Origin of the sequence: Vibrio sp. S457-15 (genome assembly GCF_000960545.1) — a bacterium.
Classification (GTDB): domain Bacteria; phylum Pseudomonadota; class Gammaproteobacteria; order Enterobacterales; family Vibrionaceae; genus Vibrio; species Vibrio parahaemolyticus.
On sequence record NZ_JYOQ01000042.1, the window covers coordinates 33409 to 51949 of the forward strand.

The window sequence follows — 18541 nt, forward strand, 5'->3', positions numbered from 1 at the left end:
TGTGTGTTCGCCTGAATAAAAAAGCCATGAGTATGAACACGCTTTTTTACAACGATTCGTTTGAGGTTACTTGGCTTTTACCATTACACTGAATTAAACAAAGGAGGGCGTGTGTTTCCTATCTTATTATTGGCGTTTATTTTCGTCCCAATCATTGAAATTGGCTTATTTATTCAGGTGGGGGGCTTTTTAGGTCTCTGGCCAACCATCGCATTAGTGCTGATCACGGCATTTGTCGGCGCGTCATTAGTGCGCAGCCAAGGTATTCAAACCTTGATGTCTGTTCAGGGCCGTCTTGAACAAGGCGAAATTCCAGCACAGCAAATTTTTGAAGGTGTGATGCTAGCGGTTGCCGGTGTGCTATTGCTGACTCCCGGCTTTATGACCGACGCGTTGGGTATGGTGGTATTGCTGCCTGCGCCGCGTGCCGCGATTGCAAAATACTTGATGAGCAAGATGGTCGTCAAAACCATGCATGGTGGTGGCTTCCAAGGTGGTTTTTCAAACCAAGGGCCATTTGAGCAAGATCCGTTTCATCGTGACCCGTTTGATTCTCGCTCGGACAACGGCAACACCTTCGAAGGTGAATTCGAGCGTAAAGATGACGATGATCGTAATAAGCTCAACTGATTGAATCAGTGAATCAAGAAAACAAAAGGGCGCATTCCGCGCCCTTTTTTTGTGTCTGGAATTCGTTGAGCTTACAACGCCCCTTCAAAGCCCATTTGACGCCAGGCTTCAAAAGCAATGATCGCAACGGCATTCGAAAGGTTCAGGCTGCGCGCGTCTGGCATCATTGGGATGCGAATACGCTGTTCCATTGGCAAGCCTTCAATGATCTCTGCTGGTAGGCCGCGAGTTTCAGGACCAAACATCAACACATCACCTGCTTGGTATTGCGCATCAACGTGGTGACCTGTGGTTTTGGTGGTGCAAGCAAACAGACGGTAATTGCCTTGCTTTTCTTTATCGAGATATTCCAAGAATGCTTGATAGTTCTTATGACGCGTTACGCGAGCCAAATCGTGATAATCCAATCCTGCGCGACGGACTTTTTTCTCTTCCAGATCGAAACCCAGCGGTTCAATCAAATGCAGGTTTGCACCGCAGTTGGCACAAAGTCGAATGATGTTGCCGGTGTTCGGCGCGATTTCTGGTTCGTATAAAGCGATATCAAACATGGTATTGAGATAGAGTTGGTCAAAGAGAGGGGCAGTATATACCCAAGTGCAGCGACTTGGGTACAAAAGAGGGCTTGGCGCTTACCAACCTTACCCCTTCATCGTTAGCGGTTACACGAGCGCGCGAGCGTAGTTCTCTTCGACGGCGCGCCAGTTCACCACATTCCACCAAGCGTCGATGTATTCTGGTCGACGGTTCTGATAACTGATGTAGTACGCGTGCTCCCACACATCTAATGCAAGGATAGGCTCGCCGCGTACATCGGCCACGTCCATTAACGGGTTATCCTGATTGCTGGTGGAGGTGATGTGGATGTCGCCATCTTTCACAACTAACCATGCAAAGCCAGATCCAAACGTATTAACGGCTGCTTGAGCGAATTCGTCTTTGAACTTTTCGAAGTGACCAAACTTGTCGTTGATGGCTTGCGCAAGTGCGCCTTGTGGTTCACCGCCGCCTTCTGGCGACATGCAATTCCAGTAAAGGATGTGGTTGTAGTAGCCGCCGCCATTGTTGCGAATGGCTGGGCTATGTTGCGAAACGGCTGCGAAGATTTCGTCTAGCGATTGTGTTTCAAGATCACTGCCTTGCACGGCGGTGACGAATTTATCGAAGTAAGTCTTGTGGTGTTTGCTGTAATGCACTTCCATGGTTTTTGCGTCGATGTATGGCTCTAACGCATCGTATGGGTAAGGCAGAGCGGGAAATGTATGCGACATAGTAAATCCTCCTTAATCGGAGGATTTACTCTAGTGTTAATGAAAATCATTATCAACTAAAATCTTGTAGGGTTATTTGCCTACTTTAACTAAAGGCAACGTGATGGAGACGCGCAAACCTCCCAGTGGGCTGCGGCTTGCGACTATCGTACCGCTGTGCTGACGAATCGCACTTTCGGTGATGGTTAACCCTAATCCTGTGCCGCCAGAGTGACGATCACGAGCAGTAGACACACGATAAAATGGACGGAAAATCGCTTCTAACTCTTCATCCGGCACACCATCACCGTTGTCATCGACGGTAATCGTCAGTGTGTCAGTCTTGTCTTGAATGTCGATCTGCACTTCATCTTTTCCGTAATAAATCGCGTTGCGGATGATGTTTTCTACCGCGCTCATCAACAGTTTTGGGTTGCCTGAGATATGTCGCTCAGGGATCTCTGAATAGCGGAGTGTTTTACCCATTTGCTCGGCTTCAAACTGCGCATCTTTAATGATCTCTTCCCACAAACTTTCTATTGGCTGTGTCTCGCGTGTCATGTGGCTGTTCACCTGCATGCGCGAGAGCTCAAGCAATTCGCTGATCATCTGCTCAAGGCGCTGCGCTTCGGTATCAATGCGAACCAACTCAGGGCTGTCACCCTGTTTGCGCGTCGCTAATGCACTGGCCATGCGCAATCGAGTGAGTGGCGAGCGTAATTCGTGAGAAATGTCCGACAGTAAACGCTGCTGACCTGAAATCATCTGATTCACCGCTTCGACCATTTGGTTGAAGCTGCTGCCCGCTTGACGAAATTCTGCGGTGCCTTTTTCAAGATTCGGATCGATGACGAACTCACCTTTTGCTACTCGCTGCGCGGCGGCTTCAAGGCGTCGTGCGGGTTGGCTCAGCGCCCAAGCAAGCCACAGCAGTAATGGCGTGCTCACCAGCATGACGGCCAACAGTAACTGGAATGGGTGGTCGAAGAGACGCAGCAGCAGCGGTGGTGGCTCGTTCCATTTAAAGCCAACGTACATCAGCAGTTCAGAGTCGGCCAGAACGATTGGCACAGGGCCGGCAATCATATAGCGGCCATAAAGTCTCTGTTTTGGCTTGTTGTAATCTTCAATACTGGTGACAAAGTTTTGCATCGCACGCAGTTGAAAGTTGCTGCGCTTATCGGTGGTTAAGACGTTGCCGTTATAATCCGAAAAGAACACTCGTGGTCGTGGGTCATGCTTACCTGCGCGATTGCCCTCTACGCGGAACAAAATGCGTCCTAGGTCGGTTTCTTTGCTGTATTTGTTTTGAATGGCATCACGCGTTTCAATGATCCGTTGATAATGCTCTTCTGGGATGTCGCGTGCTTTCCTTGGATCCAAATGTGGCAGTGATAGCACGGCTATCAACACCAACAGCATAGTGAACCAAAAGATGGCAAAGATGCGTCCATACAAGCTATTAATCTTTGGCAGTTTGATGCGTGATAGGCGCATTAATCCTCCTCAAGCAGCATATAGCCGCGACCACGTAGGGTTTTGATGCGCGGTTTGCCATTGCTTTGGTCGGGCAGCTTTTTGCGTAAGTTCGACACATGCATATCGATTGCACGGTCAAAGGCTGCCAGTCGTTTACCTAGTACGTCGAGGCTCAACGTCTCTTTGGTGAGTACGTGCCCTGGATTTTGGACAAAGTGGGTCAACAGCGCGAACTCGGTTGCGGTTAGATCCAGCAATTGTTGATCGCAGTAAGCCTCTTGCTTGCCCGGATACAGGCGCAACTCTTGGTACTCAATACAATCGCTGTTTTTGCCGTTTTTCTGCGTGTTACTGGTGCGACGTAAGATCGCGCGAATACGAGCGAGCAGCTCTCGGTCACTGAAAGGTTTTGGTAAGTAGTCATCTGCGCCGAGCTCTAAACCGATCACTCGATCAATCTCTTCGCCTTTGGCGGTCAACATCAACACGGGGGTTTCCCAGTTCTCTCGCAGACGCTTCAGCGTTTCCATACCATTCAATTTTGGCATCATTACATCCAGTAGGATGAGGTCGATATCGCTGTTGATTGCGGCAAGGCCGGCTTCACCGTCGTTTGCTTCACTGACTTCGAATCCTTCGAAGCTGAGCACCTCTTTTAATAGGCTTGTCAGTTCTATGTCGTCATCAATTAAAAGAATGTTTGCCATCGGGGCACCTTTGGTCAGTTACCGTTTACTTAATATTACATTGGATTGATGTGCGACGAAGAGGGCAAAAATCACTCTTTACGATTCTTTACGCTCCCTATACGCCGCTTTACCTAGCGAGTCGTATTCTATACTCAAGCGCTGTGAAAACAGCCCAGAAGAATCACTCACTTGTGTAAGGAATCGAATTATGAAATCTGCAAAAAAACTTGTGTTAGCTGCTGTTGTTCTACCTCTAACTTTAGGCACTGCGAGTGCATTCGCATTTGGCGGTAAAGATCACCACAAAGGCCCACGTGATGAATGTGGTATGGGTATGGACCGCGGCATCATGCGCGATTTGAACTTAACTGATGCACAAAAAGACCAACTGCAATCTTTCCGTGATGCAAACCGTGCGGAAATGAAAGGCAAATATTCACAAAACCGCGAAGCACGCATGGCAGAGCGCCAAGCGCATCACGCGAAAATGCAGTCTCTATTGCTAGCGGATACGTTCGATGAAGCGCAAGCCACTGCTCTAGCGAAAGAGATGGTTGAGCGCCAAACTGAGCACCGCGTGAAAATGCTGGAGAGAAAACACCAAATGTTGAGCGTGCTGACTCCAGAGCAAAAAGCTGAATTTGTAAAACTGCAAAACGAGCGCATGCAAGAATGTGGTGACCAAATGCAACAACGCATGGGAAAACACCGCAATAATTAAGTCATGATCCGATGATATATATGAAGAGGCAGCCACAGGTTGCCTCTTTTTGATCTGGCGATTTCACGCGCATTCAACGTATACTCAAAATACGGTTTGAGTTAACTCTTTGATTATGAAACAGCAATATGCACGCTTAGTCACGACGGCAGCTTGGACAGCAACCATAGTGGCGACGCTTCTTCTCATTGTAAAAGTCATCACATGGTGGGTGACGGGATCGGTCAGCCTATTGGCATCGCTTATTGATTCTATGCTGGACATCGCCGCTTCAGTGGTGAATTTGGTGGTGGTTCGCTATTCGCTGCAACCAGCCGACAGAGAACACACTTTTGGGCATGGTAAGGCCGAGTCTCTCGCTGCGTTGGCACAGGCGATGTTTATCTCCGGCTCTGCGGTATTTTTGATCCTAAATGGTATCGATCGTTTCTTCAGGCCACACGAACTGAACGCGCCGGAGCTGGGTGTGTATGTCTCCTTGTTTGCGATGATGGTGACGTTTGGTTTGGTCATGTTCCAGAAACGCGTGGTGCGCATCACGGGCAGCCAAGCAATCGCGGCAGATTCGTTGCACTACCAAACGGATTTATACATGAACGGGGCGATCATGGTCGCGCTTGGGCTCAGCTATTTTGGTGTAACGCAAGCGGATGCGGTCTTCGCGATTGGTATTGGTATCTTCATTCTTTACAGCGCCTTCAAAATGGTCAGCGAAGCGATTCAAACGTTGCTCGACAGAAAGCTGCCCGATGAAGAGCTTGAGCAAATTAACCAAGCTTGTTTGAGCGTGAAAGGCGTGCTGGGCGTACATCAGTTGCGTACCCGTATGTCTGGTCCAACACGTTTTATTCAATTGCATTTGGAATTGGATGACAACTTGCGTTTAATTGAGGCGCATTATATTGCCGATAAAGTGGAAGATAACTTGTTGGCATTGTTCCCAGAGGCGGATGTATTGATCCATCAAGATCCGTTGTCGGTGGTATTTGGGCCAGAAAAAGAGCAAAAAGCACAAGATTGGTAAGAGTCGAAAAAACGTTTTGATCTTAACGACAAACAAGCGCTTATTGACTATCTTTCCATCAATGCTTATTAAGATTCGTGATCCTGATGTGAATCAACAAAGTTTCAAAGAGAAACTGTAATACTCTTACATAAGTAGAAAAGTTACATAAAAAAGTGCGTTTTAATTGGTATTCCTGTAGAGGAAATGTAACATAACGCACAGTTCTGGATTATGCAGGTTGCTTGGTAACAAGGGGCCTAAAAGAAAATTAAATAATTGATTGCCAAAGATCGAGGGTGAGCATGATTAAGAAGATCGGTGTTTTAACAAGTGGCGGTGACGCACCTGGTATGAACGCTGCTATACGCGGCGTAGTACGTACAGCACTATCCGAGGGATTGGAAGTTTTCGGTGTGTACGACGGCTACCTAGGCCTATACGAAGGCCGCATCGAGAAGCTAGATCGTTCTAGCGTTTCAGATGTGATCAACAAAGGTGGTACGTTCCTAGGTTCTGCACGTTTCCCTGAATTTAAACAAGTGGAAGTGCGTGAAAAAGCGATCGAGAACCTAAAGAAACATGGTATTGACGCGCTAGTCGTGATCGGTGGCGACGGTTCGTACATGGGTGCGAAGAAACTGACTGAAATGGGTTACCCATGTATCGGTCTTCCAGGCACAATCGATAACGATATCGCTGGTACTGACTACACAGTGGGCTACCTAAGTGCACTAAACACAGTTATCGATGCAATCGACCGTCTACGTGATACTTCTTCATCTCACCAACGTATTTCAATTGTAGAAATCATGGGCCGTCACTGTGGTGACCTAACTCTGATGTCTGCAATCGCGGGTGGTTGTGAGTACATCATCACTCCAGAAACTGGTCTAGACAAAGACAAGCTGATCAGCAACATCCAAGACGGCATCGCAAAAGGTAAGAAACACGCAATCATCGCGCTTACTGAGCTAATGATGGATGCAAATGAACTGGCTCGTGACATTGAAGCGGCTACAGGTCGTGAAACTCGTGCAACAGTACTTGGTCACATCCAACGTGGTGGTCGTCCAACTGCATTTGACCGCGTTTTAGCATCTCGCATGGGTAACTACGCTGTACATCTACTGCTTGAAGGTCATGGCGGTCGCTGTGTCGGTATCGTGAAAGAGCAACTTGTTCACCACGACATCATCGACGCGATCGAAAACATGAAGCGTCCAGTGCGTAACGATCTATACAAAGTTGCTGAAGAACTGTTCTAAGCAAGCTGAAATAGATAAAGAAAAACCGCGGCTTTCCGCGGTTTTTTTGTATTTGAGTATCAGCGAAAGGAAGCTGATGTATTGGGTAGAATCTTACGAAGCGCTGTTTTGTTCAATCAGCGTCAATTTACGTTCGCGCAACGCGAACATGTAACCCAGCAGTCCACCTAGTGTGTTGCCCAGCGCAATACCGATGAACAAGCCTTCAATGCTGTACACTTGGCTGCCAACCCATGCAGCAGGCAGCGTAAACACAAACAGGCGCATGAAGCTCCATTGGAAAGCGCGTAGCGGCTTGTGCATCGCATTCAGCCCACTCACCAACATCATCACAATACCTTGGAAACCATAGCTAAATGGAACCACGAGTAGATAGTGCCAAAGTAGATTCTTTACGGTTTCTTCTTGTGAAAATAACGCCGCTAAAGGAATGCTCAATGGCACCATCATCAAGAAGATAAAACCTTGGAACACCACTGCAAAACGCATACTGAGAAACAAACCAGAGAAAGCGCGCTGAGGATTTTTCGCCCCTAAGTTCTGCGCCATAAATGGCGTGAGTGCGGAGGTCAGCGACATCAACACTAAGATCAGAATCGACTCAATACGCTGCGCAGCGCCGTAAGCTGCCACCGCTGCCGTGCCGTGGCTAGATAGCAGCATCATCAAAATCGCGCCCGACAACGGATTCATCGCATTGGATAGCGCTGCAGGGGTGCCAATTTTTAACGTCTGTTGCCAATCTTGTTTCAGTGAGGCCCATTGAGGTTGTGCGAGCAGTTTTTCGCGTTTCACCAGCACATAGAAAGAGCCGCACAAAGCGCCTAGCCAACTAAAGGCACTCGCTATAGCTGCGCCTTGAATGCCAAGTTCTGGGAAGGGGCCGTAACCGAAAATCAGTAGTGGATCGAGCATGCCGTTGATCAGACCGGCCAACATCATGATCTTAGCGGGTGTCTTAGTGTCGCCAGTGGCACGGATCGCACTGTTGCCCGCCATTGGGATCACCAACAGTGGAATGGTGAGATACCAAACCTGCATGTATTGTTCGATGAGTGGAATCAGATCGTCGGCCGCGCCAAGGAAACGAAACAGTGGCGCAATGGTAGCAAAGCCAATAGAAGAAGCGATAGCGACGAGCAACACCGCCAACAGCAAACCGTGAGTCGTAAATCGCGCCGCTTGTGGAGCGTGACCTTGACCAAGTAAGCGGCCAATGTTGGTCGATAGCCCCATCCCGATCCCCATCGTGATGCAGTTAACCGCAAAGGTGACAGGAAACGTGTAGCTGATTGCCGCCAGGGCATGCGTCCCCAACAACGAGATAAAAAACGTATCCACCAAGTTAAACATCAAAATTGCGATCATGCCCATGGTCATGGGGACGGTCATCTTGCGCAGTGTTTCGGGAATGGGCGCGCTCAGCAAACCATGCTTATCTGTCGCGTGGCTTTCTGGCTTGTTCTTTTCCAGCATGTTGAACATCTATCTGGTGGGCAAACTGCAAGGATACAAGAAAGCGAGAAGCTGGGCGAGTGAGCATTTCGCACGCAAACCGTTGCTTAGCTGTTCGTTATTTTAACTAAGTCACAAAAAAAATACGTCTCCCCCTTGGGATTACTCGTTTGACCCCTTATATAGGGATCACGTGCCCCAACGCGGGCAATTATCAAATAAACATGGAAATTTTCAGGAGAGACGACCGATGAACATTCGTCCATTACATGACCGAGTTATCGTTGAACGTAAAGAAGTTGAATCTAAGTCTGCTGGTGGCATCGTTCTTACTGGTTCTGCTGCGGAAAAATCAACTCGCGGTGTTGTTCTAGCTGTAGGCAAAGGCCGCATCCTAGAAAACGGCACAGTACTACCGCTAGACGTAAAAGTTGGTGACACCGTTATCTTCGCTGAAGGTTACGGCACTAAAACTGAAAAAATCGACGGTAAAGAAGTGCTTGTCATGTCTGAAAACGACATCATGGCGATCGTTGAATAATAGCAATCATTGAGTAATTTTTTGCTCAGATTCAAATTGAAAATCAAACACAAAGAATTTTAGAAAGGAAATCAAAGATGGCTGCTAAAGACGTTAAATTTGGTAATGACGCACGAGTTAAGATGCTAGAAGGTGTAAACGTTCTGGCTGACGCAGTGAAAGTAACACTGGGTCCTAAAGGTCGTAACGTAGTTCTAGATAAATCTTTCGGTGCTCCAACCATCACTAAAGACGGTGTATCTGTAGCGCGTGAAATTGAGCTGGAAGACAAGTTCCAGAACATGGGCGCGCAAATGGTTAAAGAAGTAGCGTCTAAAGCAAACGACGCTGCGGGTGACGGTACAACAACAGCAACCGTACTAGCGCAAGCAATCGTAAATGAGGGTCTAAAAGCAGTTGCAGCGGGTATGAACCCAATGGATCTTAAGCGCGGTATCGACAAAGCTGTTGCAGCGGCAGTAGAGCAACTAAAAGAGCTTTCTGTTGAGTGTAACGACACCAAAGCAATCGCTCAGGTTGGTACTATCTCTGCGAACTCTGACGCAAGCGTAGGTAACATCATTGCTGAAGCAATGGAACGCGTTGGCCGCGACGGTGTTATCACTGTTGAAGAAGGTCAGGCTCTACAAGACGAGCTAGACGTAGTAGAAGGTATGCAGTTCGATCGCGGTTACCTATCTCCTTACTTCATCAACAACCAAGAAGCGGGCAGCGTTGAGCTAGAAAACCCATTCATCCTTCTAGTTGATAAGAAGATCTCAAACATTCGTGAGCTTCTACCAACTCTAGAAGCAGTAGCAAAAGCATCTCGTCCACTGCTAATCATCGCAGAAGACGTAGAAGGCGAAGCTCTAGCGACATTGGTTGTGAACAACATGCGTGGCATCGTGAAAGTTGCTGCGGTTAAAGCGCCTGGTTTTGGTGACCGTCGTAAAGCAATGCTACAAGACATCGCTATCCTAACTGGCGGTACTGTGATTTCTGAAGAAATCGGTCTAGAACTAGAAAAAGTAACGCTTGAAGATCTAGGTCAGGCTAAGCGCGTAAGCATCACGAAAGAAAACTCAACCATCATCGATGGTGCGGGTGAAGAAGCGATGATCCAAGGCCGCGTTGCTCAAATTCGTCAACAAATCGAAGACGCAACTTCAGACTACGACAAAGAGAAACTACAAGAGCGTGTTGCTAAACTGGCTGGCGGTGTTGCAGTAATCAAAGTTGGTGCAGCGACTGAAGTTGAAATGAAAGAGAAAAAAGACCGCGTAGAAGACGCGCTACACGCGACTCGCGCAGCGGTTGAAGAAGGCGTAGTTGCTGGTGGTGGTGTTGCACTAATCCGCGCTGCATCTAAGATTGTTGACCTAGAAGGCGACAACGAAGAACAAAACGTTGGTATCCGCGTTGCGCTACGTGCAATGGAAGCACCAATCCGTCAAATCACGAAGAACGCAGGTGACGAAGACTCTGTTGTTGCGAACAACGTGAAAGCGGGTGAAGGTTCTTACGGCTACAACGCAGCGACGGGTGAATACGGCGACATGCTAGAGATGGGTATCCTAGACCCAACTAAAGTAACTCGTAGCGCTCTACAATTTGCAGCGTCTGTCGCTGGTCTAATGATCACAACAGAAGCGATGGTAACTGACCTACCACAAAAAGAAAGTGCAGGCATGCCTGACATGGGTGGTATGGGCGGTATGGGTGGCATGGGCATGATGTAATCATCCCGCGCTATTCCAAGCCGAGTAGAACAAAAAGCCGAGGTGTGAACCTCGGCTTTTTTGCGTCTGGCGTTTGCCCACTGTGTATTTTTCAGTACAGGTAAAAGAAGATGTGAATTGTGAGGGATGCGTTCCGGCAGCGTCAGTGGAAAAACAGAAAAATAACTGAGATGAATTTTTTCTAGGGTAGTCAGATTGTTAAATATGACCTATTGCTAACACTTTTTGTGTCCGAATAGCGCAAAATCTGAACATTACACTATGTTGTAAATTACTGCTTACCATCATGGAGATAAAAATGAAAAAGCTTATGACGTCATTGGCTGTTGCAGCCACTATCGCATCACCTGTTGCTCTTGCGAACAGCACCCCTGTGATGTTTTCAACGATCGACCATACTAACGCTCCATCAAACTCTGCTGTTGGTGGTGTTCGTTTGGCGGTACTGCATGGCCAAGTAAACGAAGTAAAAGGCGTCGACTTCTCTGTTCTAGGTATGTCTGAAACTGACCGTACTACGGGTGTGAACTTCGGTCTGTTCTTTGGGGCAGCGAAAGTAAACCAAGAAATGAAAGGTGCGTCACTTGGTTTGGTTAACTGGAACCAAGGCCAAACAACCGGTGTGAACTTTGGTGCGGTAAACATCACGAACAACGTGAAAGGCCTAAACTGGAGTGCGGTGAACTACTCAGAAGGTTACACCATGGCAGACGTTGGTCTGGCGAGTATTTCTAAAAAGTCTAACTTCCAACTTGGCTTCTTCAACATGACAGACCAAATCGATGGCGTGCAAATTGGTCTGTTGAACTGTGCGGATAACGGCTTCTTCAAATGTTTCCCTATCATCAACTTCGCTAAATAATCTTAGCGAAAGCCTGATACAAAAAAGCCCGCGATGTTCGCGGGCTTTTTTATTGGAAAATTGAAACAGGCCAACCATTCTCTTATTTGATCAAGCGAGAGGAGGTTTTGCGCTGCTGAATTTTTTGATGAACACCGCGACGTAACGCCTTGATACGGTTTTCGGCTTTATCCACGCCAAGCAGAACGCTCAACGCAAGCAAGGTAATCACGACCGATTGCATTAAGTAACCGAGGCCGATCATCAAACCGAGCCCAGCCAGTACCCAAATGACGGCTGCCGAAGTGACGCCATGGATTTTGCCATCCAGCGTCATCATCACGCCTGCACCCAAGAAGCCGACGCCAGTAATTATCTGACCAAGCACACGAGCTTGGTCGAGCGTGTTTGGTGATAACGACACTGCCATCGACATAAACAGGTAGGTACCTGAAATAATGAGAATTGCTGTGCGAATACCTACTGGTTTACCACGGGTTTGGCGTTCTATGCCAATCATTAACCCATTGATGGCACAGCAAAATAGGGCAGGCCAACTGAATGGGCCAAGATCGAAAATTTGTTCGAATGTTGTATGCATCTTGACCTCCAAAGCAGCGGAGTATGCATAGACTTATCCTGCAAAGCGAACAAAAAGGATCGTTCGTGTCGACAAATTTACATTGAACATCTGCTTCTGGTTTGGAGCGCGACGATGAGCTAAATGGAGAGAAAAAACGATCAAATTGGCGATGATCTTATTTTATCGTTTTGATGGAATGACTTTATTAAGCAATAGACATAAAAAAGGCCAGTATGAGACTGGCCTTGGTGACTATTGCACTTGCCGTTTAACGGTAAACGCGAGGGTTAGTTGCACCCCAGATAGTGTAGTGCTCAGGCAGAATACGACCGCTTTTCTCTTCGGTTTCTTCTGCTGTGATTTCTTCAAAGCCTTGGCGGCCAAATACAACTACTTCGTCGTTTGCCTGAACACCAATGATGTCAGTGACATCAACCATAGTAGTGTTCATTGACGCTTTACCCATTACGCGAGCACGCTGACCGTTGATCAGAACGTCAGCTTTGTTGCTTAGTGAACGGGCGAAACCGTCTGAGTAGCCGATAGGCAGGTTAGCCAGGATAGAGTCACGCTCTAAAACTTTAGTGCTGCCGTAGCCGATTGTGCTGCCTGCAGGGAAGAAGTGCAGTGATGCTACGCGTGTTTTGAAAGACACGATGCGCTCGTAAGGTAGGGTTGCAGGGTAATCACCGTACAGCATGCCGCCAGGACGAACCATATCCAGATGTGCTTCAGGCAGATTTAGCGTGATGTAAGAGTTAGCCACGTGTAGTGTGATGTCTTTACGTTTCAGACCTGCGCTGTCCATTAGCCACTTTGTTTCTACTTTGAAACGGTCAACCTTGCGGCGGATTTCATCAAGACCTTCATTCGGGAAGTGGGTCATCATACCTACGATTTTTAGGTTAGGATCGCTTGCGATTTCCACACCTTCAACCTGACCTTCATACGTTGTCAGATCCAGACCATTACGACCCATGCCTGAAGTATTCAGAGCAAGGTGAACAGGAATAACGGTATTGTAGTTGTATGCAATCTCGATGATTTGATCCGCCTGCATCTTAGTGCCAATCAGCTCTTCGATTTCGTACTGTACGCCGTTTTCAATTTCGTTGCGGCTAGCCGCACGGACACGCATGATCTTGCCTTCGAAGCCGTGCTCACGCACTACGCGAGCTTCTTCATTACTGGTGATACCTACACATGCAACGTTGTTCGCGATGATGCTAGGCATCAGGCCTGCGATACCGTTACCGTACGCGTCAGCCTTCATGATGGCACAGATCTGAGTGTTGCCCTTTAGATCCTTCTGAAGCAACTGAATATTATTTGAAAATGCCTGAGTATCAATTTCCAGCCAAGCGTTGCTCGCCTGAACGCGCTCTTCGCGCTCGCTGTCATCAAAATCAACTAGCAGAGGAGCGGCATGTGCGGCTGTTTGGCCCATCAGAGCCAGTGCAGTTAGGCTAAGTTTCAGTTTCAAAGGATATCTCCTGTTATGAGTTTTTTCTTCTTGTTGGTTGAAGTTAAAGTGTAAATAGATGCACAACGTCGCGTAGCGCAGTAGCCTTGCGTTTCCGCTCTTCAACCCCTTGTTGTGCGTCCTTAGCAGATAATCGGTTTTCTTCGGCACTGTTGCTCAGTGCGGCAAGATTGAATGATAAGTGTTCGCAGGAAAAGGTCTCTCTTTGACCGATTCAGTCCTCTCTTCCATGCTTTGGTAACGGTTGAGATTTCGCTGCGTAAACCGTTAAGTGAGGCGTTGGCCTGGTCGACAGAATGCTTGGTTACGTCCCGAATCATCGGTTTCAGCTAGGTAATGGTTGCTGCAATACTTTCTGGTGGACTGGTTAACTTTCCGCAGGGCTGCCTTAAAGGCGATGAAGGCATTTACCATTGCGTAGACTTCACGTTTACTGGCTACCGTTCTTTACGTCTTTCATCTTCAGTTTGGTTGAATATGGATGTCGTAAACTCGACCATTTTTCATCACAATAGTGTGATTTTCATTCCATATTTTGTGTCGCAAATAATCTAGGCGGCAGAGACTACATGAGACTTAAATGTTTTAGAACGGTTTGGTGTCTTTTTTATTGAGTTTTCTGAAAATAAACAAAAATTAGAGAGAAATCGTAAGATTTTGTGCCTCGACCGACACAAAATCTCATGATTTGTAGGGGTTATAGATGGTTATGCAAGGTGTAGGTCGAGCGGCGTTTTGCTTTTTCGGCCGCCGATTTCACGGGTGAGGGTCGGGATCAGGTAGCCAGAGACGTTTTCTAATAAGCCTGCCATTAGTTGTCGGGCTCGTTCGTCATCGACCATAAAGTGAGCCGCTCCCTGGACTTTGTCTAGCACGTGCAAGTAATACGGCAGGATCCCAGCATCGAACAGGGCCTCGCTGAGCTGGCTCAGGGCATCAACGGAATCATTAACGCCTCTTAATAAAACTCCCTGGTTTAGCAGGGTGACATTGGCTTCTTTTAGTTTTTTCATTGCCTGGCGCAGCTCATCGTTAATCTCATTAGCATGGTTGATGTGCGTAACCAGGATAATTTGCAAGCGTGACGCTTTTAGCAACTGACACAGCTCATCTGTGATTCGAGCTGGGATCACTACAGGCAAACGGCTGTGAATGCGCAGACGTTTGATGTGCGGAATCTGAGCTATGTGTTCCAGCAGCCAATGAATCTCATCGTCTTTTGCCATTAGTGGATCACCGCCAGAGAAAATCACCTCATTGAGCTCTGGTTTTTCCGCCATGTATTCGATGCACTGGCTCCAAGCTTGTTTGCCGCTCTTGTTCTCTTGATATGGGAAGTGACGACGGAAGCAATAACGGCAATTCACCGCACAGCCGCCTTTGACGATCATCAGCACTCGGTTTTTGTATTTATGCAGTAATCCCGGGATCGCATTGTCCTGTTCGTCAAGAGGATCATTGGAATAGCCTGCATGCACTTCAAACTCGTCACTCAAGGGTAAAACCTGACGCAAAAGAGGGTCTTTAGGATTGCCTTTTTCCATCCTATCGACAAAACTTTGCGGTACACGCTGTGCAAACAGCTTGCGTGCGGCAAACCCGTCTTGCCACGGTGAGGGATCTATTTCCAGTATTTCGAGCAATTTTGCAGGATCAGAGATCCCATTCGCCAACTGTTTGAGCCAGTTTTGCTCAACAGAATCGACTTTTCGGGTTATTATGTGCGGCATTGGAATTTAGCTCTAAGAATGTAAGAGGAAAAAATGGCTACAGTTAGCACCAATGAATTTAAAGGCGGTCTTAAGTTAATGCTTGATAATGAGCCTTGTGTAATTCTGGAAAACGAATACGTTAAACCAGGTAAAGGCCAAGCGTTCAACCGCGTGAAAATTCGTAAACTTCTTTCTGGTAAAGTGCTAGAGAAAACATTCAAGTCTGGTGACACTTGTGAAGTGGCAGACGTAATGGATATCGACCTAGATTATCTATATTCAGACGGCGAATTCTACCACTTTATGAACAATGAAACGTTCGAACAGATCGCAGCTGACGCGAAAGCGGTAGGTGAAAACGCTAAGTGGTTGGTAGAAAACAACACTTGTATGATCACTCTTTGGAACGGTAACCCAATTACCGTTACTCCACCAAACTTCGTTGAGCTAGAAGTTACAGATACTGATCCAGGTCTGAAAGGTGATACTCAAGGTACTGGTGGTAAACCAGCTACACTAGCAACTGGCGCTGTTGTTCGTGTTCCACTATTCATCGCAATTGGCGAAGTGATCAAAGTTGACACTCGTACTGGTGAATACGTAGGTCGTGTGAAGTAATTAATACTTCTCTGAGAAAGGTCGCTTCGGCGGCCTTTTTTATTGCCCGCAATTTCCCTTTTCTACTGCTTTTCAGCGAAATACGAAGCTCACCGCATATTCTTATCTATTTTGTATTATTCGTAAAAATCGCATTAATTTCATGAATCTTTCGATTATTTCTTAATGTAACAATTTGATACATTAACACATGTTGTCAGCGAGTTGCATAGCAGCTTGATTTTCATCGATTTAACTCAATGACAACCGAAATAATAAGGAGAAAAACATGGAAAGCAGAAGCTTAGGACAAGGCTTAAAAGTAGAAGAACGACGTCAGTTGCTTCACCGCGGGATAAAAGCGGCATTGATTGGTGTGCCTTTATTGGCTGTAGGCTTAACGATCAACAGTTCGGTTTTGATGACAGATGCGGGCTATAGTTATGTGCATCAAAACAACATCACTGGTGAGTTGGATGTGTTTACTGAACCTGGTATTCATTTCCGGATGCCGTTTCTATCCAAAATCACTAAGTACGATCAAGTGATCACTGTGTCTTTTGGTAACAGCAAGGGTGAAGACTTTTACCAACGTCTTGATTCGGTTCAAGTTCGTTTCGCTGATACCTATATTGGCCAAATACCAGTGACGTTCCGCTTTAAATTGAGTAACGATCCAGAAGCTCTAAAAAAGATGCATCGTGAGTTTCGCAATAACAACAACTTGATCGACGCGCTGCTTGTGAAAAATGCGCGTAACGTGACAGTGATTACCGCCACGCAATACACCGGAGAGGAGTTTTTCCAAGGTGGTTTGAACCAGTTCAAATCGAAACTTGGCGATCAGTTGCGAGAGGGTATTTATCTTACAGAGCGACGTCAGGTTGAAGTGGAAGAACTGGACCTTGCGCCTGTTGGGGTGAATCAGGCTAACGCGAACCAATTGCAACGTACCAATCAGCTGGTTTGGAAAACCGTGCCAGTCGTAGACAAAACCGGGCAACCGATTCGTCAAGATAACCCGTTGCAACAATACGGTATTCAGGTAACGCAGGTGACCATTGGTGATCCACAACCAGAGAAACAGCTCGACCAATTGCTGGCGGATAAAAAACGTTTAGTGGCGGATCGCATTCGTGCGATTCAGGAACAAGAAACGTCGAAAGCACAGGCAGAAACGGAGCAGTTACGGAAAGAAATTCAACGTACTCGTGAAGTGCAAGATGCACAGCGTCAGAAAGAGTTGGCGATTATTTCACAGCAAAAAGAGGTCGAGGTTGCGCGCCAAATCGCGGAACGTGAAATCGTCGAAGTGGAAAAAACCAAACGACTTGCAGAAGTTGAGAAAGAGAAAGAGTTGGCAATTGCCGAGGCTAACTTAGCGATTCAAAAAGCAAACGCACTTTCCGCAGAGTTTGAAGCGAAAGCGATATTAGCGAAAGGTCGCGCAGAATCTGAAGTTCTAAAAGGTAAGTATGCGGCGTTAGGAGCAAACCGTGAAGTTTACTTGGCGGAATTGAATCGAGACGTAGCGAACTCGTTGTACAACAACTTGCAAAACTTCCAAGTTCAGATGCCACAAAACTACATCGGTGGAAGTGACGAAACGGGCTTGAAAACGAACTTAGATGTGATTACTGGCTTTGGTGCTCTGGGTCTTATGGACCAAACAAAGAAGGTCACACAGCAATAAGATCATGGGTGGTCAAAAGCTTAAAAAGCAAAAAGATCATTGGTAACCCAAAGCAATAAAAAAGCTGGCATTGAGCCAGCTTTTTCTTTTGGGTCAGTCTCTTAAATCATGAAGATAAAGATAACTGCTAGTGCAGTGATTAAGCCTGCAAATGCGTAACATGCTACTTTACCAATCACACCTGTGTGGAATTTAAGGTCATGCATGCCGTGGTGTACACGGTGCATTGCATGCCACATTGGCAATGCTAGCGTGCCAATGATGAATAGCGCACCGATGATGCTGGTTGCGAATGCAGAGACACGCTCGTAGCTCATCGCTTCTGCGTCAATCACGCCTAGTGGTACCAAGATACCTAGCACAAGAACAGTGATTGGCGTCAGCATCGCGAACCAAGTACCGCCCGCACCAAACAGACCCCACCAGATTGGCTCATCAGAACGTTTTGGTGATGTGTTTACACTATAATTCGGTTTCATTGCTCAGCTCCTTACACCACGATGAGAACGATCAGTGAGATGAACGCAACAGCGGCCCACTGAGTCAATACGATGATTTTCTTGTCCACTGGTTTGCCTTTCAAACGAATTGGCATTACTTGTGGCATCATGCTGAAGAAAGTTTGAGCGTGGAATAGGCTACCTAGCAGCGCAACGATGTTGATTGCGACTACGACTGGGTTCGCCATGAACGCTAACCAACCTTGCCAAGCTTCAGGACCTTTCACCAAGCAACCTAAACCGAAAGTTAGGAACAGAGTGAATAGGATCAAAGGAAGCACAGTCGCTTCACGTAGCATGTAGAAGCGGTAGAAAGGATGGTTCTTCCACCAAGTGCGTTTTACTTCACGAACGTAAGGTTTACGGTTGCTCATC

General features: G+C 47.0%; 19 protein-coding genes. 9 read left to right on the top strand and 10 right to left on the bottom strand.

Annotated features, from left to right (window positions below):
• Positions 1 to 111: 111 nt before the first annotated feature.
• Positions 112 to 630 carry an FxsA family protein gene (locus UF05_RS05575; protein WP_025501248.1) on the top strand — a complete coding sequence of 173 codons (519 nt, stop codon included), beginning with the start codon at positions 112 to 114 and terminating at the stop codon, positions 628 to 630.
• A gap of 71 nt (positions 631 to 701) precedes the next feature.
• On the opposite strand, the gene trmL is transcribed toward UF05_RS05575, so the two are convergent.
• The 4 genes from trmL to UF05_RS05595 form a co-directional block, all read right to left on the bottom strand.
• On the bottom strand, positions 702 to 1181 hold the full coding sequence (gene trmL / locus UF05_RS05580; protein ID WP_005460447.1) for a tRNA (uridine(34)/cytosine(34)/5-carboxymethylaminomethyluridine(34)-2'-O)-methyltransferase TrmL: 480 nt from the start codon (positions 1179 to 1181) through the stop codon (positions 702 to 704).
• Between the two features lie 111 nt (positions 1182 to 1292).
• The gene (locus UF05_RS05585) at positions 1293 to 1901 is read right to left on the bottom strand and encodes a superoxide dismutase (protein WP_005460445.1); all 609 of its coding nucleotides are present in this window, start codon (positions 1899 to 1901) and stop codon (positions 1293 to 1295) included.
• A 72-nt stretch (positions 1902 to 1973) separates the two neighbouring features.
• Positions 1974 to 3377, bottom strand: a complete 1404-nt coding sequence (gene cpxA, locus UF05_RS05590; protein ID WP_045545930.1) for an envelope stress sensor histidine kinase CpxA — start codon at positions 3375 to 3377, stop codon at positions 1974 to 1976.
• Positions 3377 to 4066 carry a response regulator gene (locus UF05_RS05595; protein WP_005478591.1) on the bottom strand — a complete coding sequence of 230 codons (690 nt, stop codon included), beginning with the start codon at positions 4064 to 4066 and terminating at the stop codon, positions 3377 to 3379. Before UF05_RS05595 ends, cpxA begins: the two co-directional genes overlap by 1 nt.
• Positions 4067 to 4256: 190 nt before the next feature.
• Between UF05_RS05595 and UF05_RS05600 the strand changes: the two genes are divergently transcribed.
• From UF05_RS05600 to pfkA, 3 genes are all read left to right on the top strand, one after another.
• Positions 4257 to 4769: a CpxP family protein gene (locus UF05_RS05600; RefSeq protein ID WP_005487153.1), complete on the top strand. Its 513-nt coding sequence runs from the start codon at positions 4257 to 4259 to the stop codon at positions 4767 to 4769.
• A 115-nt stretch (positions 4770 to 4884) separates the two neighbouring features.
• Positions 4885 to 5793: a CDF family cation-efflux transporter FieF gene (gene fieF, locus UF05_RS05605; RefSeq protein WP_005482190.1), complete on the top strand. Its 909-nt coding sequence runs from the start codon at positions 4885 to 4887 to the stop codon at positions 5791 to 5793.
• 284 nt (positions 5794 to 6077) lie between these two features.
• Positions 6078 to 7040 carry a 6-phosphofructokinase gene (pfkA, locus tag UF05_RS05610; RefSeq protein ID WP_005460467.1) on the top strand — a complete coding sequence of 321 codons (963 nt, stop codon included), beginning with the start codon at positions 6078 to 6080 and terminating at the stop codon, positions 7038 to 7040.
• Between the two features lie 93 nt (positions 7041 to 7133).
• On the opposite strand, the gene UF05_RS05615 is transcribed toward pfkA, so the two are convergent.
• A complete protein-coding gene (locus tag UF05_RS05615; protein ID WP_020839792.1) occupies positions 7134 to 8516 on the bottom strand; it encodes an MATE family efflux transporter in 1383 nt (460 codons plus the stop codon).
• Between the two features lie 229 nt (positions 8517 to 8745).
• On the opposite strand from UF05_RS05615, the gene UF05_RS05620 reads away from it, so the two are divergent.
• The 3 genes from UF05_RS05620 (at position 8746) to UF05_RS05630 (ending at position 11619) form a co-directional block, all read left to right on the top strand.
• On the top strand, positions 8746 to 9036 hold the full coding sequence (locus tag UF05_RS05620) for a co-chaperone GroES (RefSeq protein WP_005381516.1): 291 nt from the start codon (positions 8746 to 8748) through the stop codon (positions 9034 to 9036).
• Positions 9037 to 9113: 77 nt separating this feature from the next.
• A complete protein-coding gene (gene groL, locus UF05_RS05625; protein WP_005482180.1) occupies positions 9114 to 10757 on the top strand; it encodes a chaperonin GroEL in 1644 nt (547 codons plus the stop codon).
• A 298-nt stretch (positions 10758 to 11055) separates the two neighbouring features.
• Positions 11056 to 11619: a VC2662 family protein gene (locus UF05_RS05630; protein WP_005457036.1), complete on the top strand. Its 564-nt coding sequence runs from the start codon at positions 11056 to 11058 to the stop codon at positions 11617 to 11619.
• 82 nt (positions 11620 to 11701) lie between these two features.
• On the opposite strand, the gene UF05_RS05635 is transcribed toward UF05_RS05630, so the two are convergent.
• The 3 genes from UF05_RS05635 to epmB all read right to left on the bottom strand — a co-directional run bounded on the left by UF05_RS05635 (position 11702) and on the right by epmB (position 15394).
• Positions 11702 to 12199, bottom strand: coding sequence for an MgtC/SapB family protein (locus UF05_RS05635; RefSeq protein WP_005482203.1), 498 nt, complete (start codon positions 12197 to 12199; stop codon positions 11702 to 11704).
• Positions 12200 to 12449: 250 nt separating this feature from the next.
• Positions 12450 to 13664 carry an alanine racemase gene (gene alr / locus UF05_RS05640; protein WP_005496464.1) on the bottom strand — a complete coding sequence of 405 codons (1215 nt, stop codon included), beginning with the start codon at positions 13662 to 13664 and terminating at the stop codon, positions 12450 to 12452.
• A 707-nt stretch (positions 13665 to 14371) separates the two neighbouring features.
• Positions 14372 to 15394 carry an EF-P beta-lysylation protein EpmB gene (epmB, locus tag UF05_RS05645; RefSeq protein ID WP_020839790.1) on the bottom strand — a complete coding sequence of 341 codons (1023 nt, stop codon included), beginning with the start codon at positions 15392 to 15394 and terminating at the stop codon, positions 14372 to 14374.
• A 33-nt stretch (positions 15395 to 15427) separates the two neighbouring features.
• Here epmB and efp point away from each other — a divergent pair, with 33 nt between their 5' ends.
• Positions 15428 to 15994 (top strand): elongation factor P, encoded by a 567-nt coding sequence (gene efp / locus UF05_RS05650; RefSeq protein ID WP_005456976.1) that lies wholly within the window; start codon positions 15428 to 15430, stop codon positions 15992 to 15994.
• 268 nt (positions 15995 to 16262) lie between these two features.
• The gene (locus UF05_RS05655; protein ID WP_045545931.1) at positions 16263 to 17666 is read left to right on the top strand and encodes an SPFH domain-containing protein; all 1404 of its coding nucleotides are present in this window, start codon (positions 16263 to 16265) and stop codon (positions 17664 to 17666) included.
• Positions 17667 to 17767: 101 nt separating this feature from the next.
• On the opposite strand, the gene frdD is transcribed toward UF05_RS05655, so the two are convergent.
• Both frdD and frdC read right to left on the bottom strand, forming a co-directional pair.
• Positions 17768 to 18145: a fumarate reductase subunit FrdD gene (frdD, locus tag UF05_RS05660; protein WP_005456924.1), complete on the bottom strand. Its 378-nt coding sequence runs from the start codon at positions 18143 to 18145 to the stop codon at positions 17768 to 17770.
• 11 nt (positions 18146 to 18156) lie between these two features.
• Positions 18157 to 18540 (bottom strand): fumarate reductase subunit FrdC, encoded by a 384-nt coding sequence (gene frdC, locus UF05_RS05665; protein ID WP_005496468.1) that lies wholly within the window; start codon positions 18538 to 18540, stop codon positions 18157 to 18159.
• Position 18541: the final 1 nt, after the last annotated feature.

What these genes read in the sequence shown, in the direction of transcription:
- groL (WP_005482180.1), top strand. Translation starts at nt 9,114, where the DNA reads ATGGCTGCTAAAGACGTTAAATTTGGTAATGACGCACGAGTTAAGATG.
- fieF (WP_005482190.1), top strand. Translation starts at nt 4,885, where the DNA reads ATGAAACAGCAATATGCACGCTTAGTCACGACGGCAGCTTGGACAGCA.
- UF05_RS05595 (WP_005478591.1), bottom strand. Translation starts at nt 4,066, where the DNA reads ATGGCAAACATTCTTTTAATTGATGACGACATAGAACTGACAAGCCTA.
- cpxA (WP_045545930.1), bottom strand. Translation starts at nt 3,377, where the DNA reads ATGCGCCTATCACGCATCAAACTGCCAAAGATTAATAGCTTGTATGGA.
- trmL (WP_005460447.1), bottom strand. Translation starts at nt 1,181, where the DNA reads ATGTTTGATATCGCTTTATACGAACCAGAAATCGCGCCGAACACCGGC.
- efp (WP_005456976.1), top strand. Translation starts at nt 15,428, where the DNA reads ATGGCTACAGTTAGCACCAATGAATTTAAAGGCGGTCTTAAGTTAATG.
- UF05_RS05600 (WP_005487153.1), top strand. Translation starts at nt 4,257, where the DNA reads ATGAAATCTGCAAAAAAACTTGTGTTAGCTGCTGTTGTTCTACCTCTA.
- pfkA (WP_005460467.1), top strand. Translation starts at nt 6,078, where the DNA reads ATGATTAAGAAGATCGGTGTTTTAACAAGTGGCGGTGACGCACCTGGT.
- frdC (WP_005496468.1), bottom strand. Translation starts at nt 18,540, where the DNA reads ATGAGCAACCGTAAACCTTACGTTCGTGAAGTAAAACGCACTTGGTGG.
- UF05_RS05585 (WP_005460445.1), bottom strand. Translation starts at nt 1,901, where the DNA reads ATGTCGCATACATTTCCCGCTCTGCCTTACCCATACGATGCGTTAGAG.
- UF05_RS05615 (WP_020839792.1), bottom strand. Translation starts at nt 8,516, where the DNA reads ATGCTGGAAAAGAACAAGCCAGAAAGCCACGCGACAGATAAGCATGGT.
- frdD (WP_005456924.1), bottom strand. Translation starts at nt 18,145, where the DNA reads ATGAAACCGAATTATAGTGTAAACACATCACCAAAACGTTCTGATGAG.
- UF05_RS05630 (WP_005457036.1), top strand. Translation starts at nt 11,056, where the DNA reads ATGAAAAAGCTTATGACGTCATTGGCTGTTGCAGCCACTATCGCATCA.
- epmB (WP_020839790.1), bottom strand. Translation starts at nt 15,394, where the DNA reads ATGCCGCACATAATAACCCGAAAAGTCGATTCTGTTGAGCAAAACTGG.
- UF05_RS05655 (WP_045545931.1), top strand. Translation starts at nt 16,263, where the DNA reads ATGGAAAGCAGAAGCTTAGGACAAGGCTTAAAAGTAGAAGAACGACGT.
- UF05_RS05635 (WP_005482203.1), bottom strand. Translation starts at nt 12,199, where the DNA reads ATGCATACAACATTCGAACAAATTTTCGATCTTGGCCCATTCAGTTGG.
- UF05_RS05620 (WP_005381516.1), top strand. Translation starts at nt 8,746, where the DNA reads ATGAACATTCGTCCATTACATGACCGAGTTATCGTTGAACGTAAAGAA.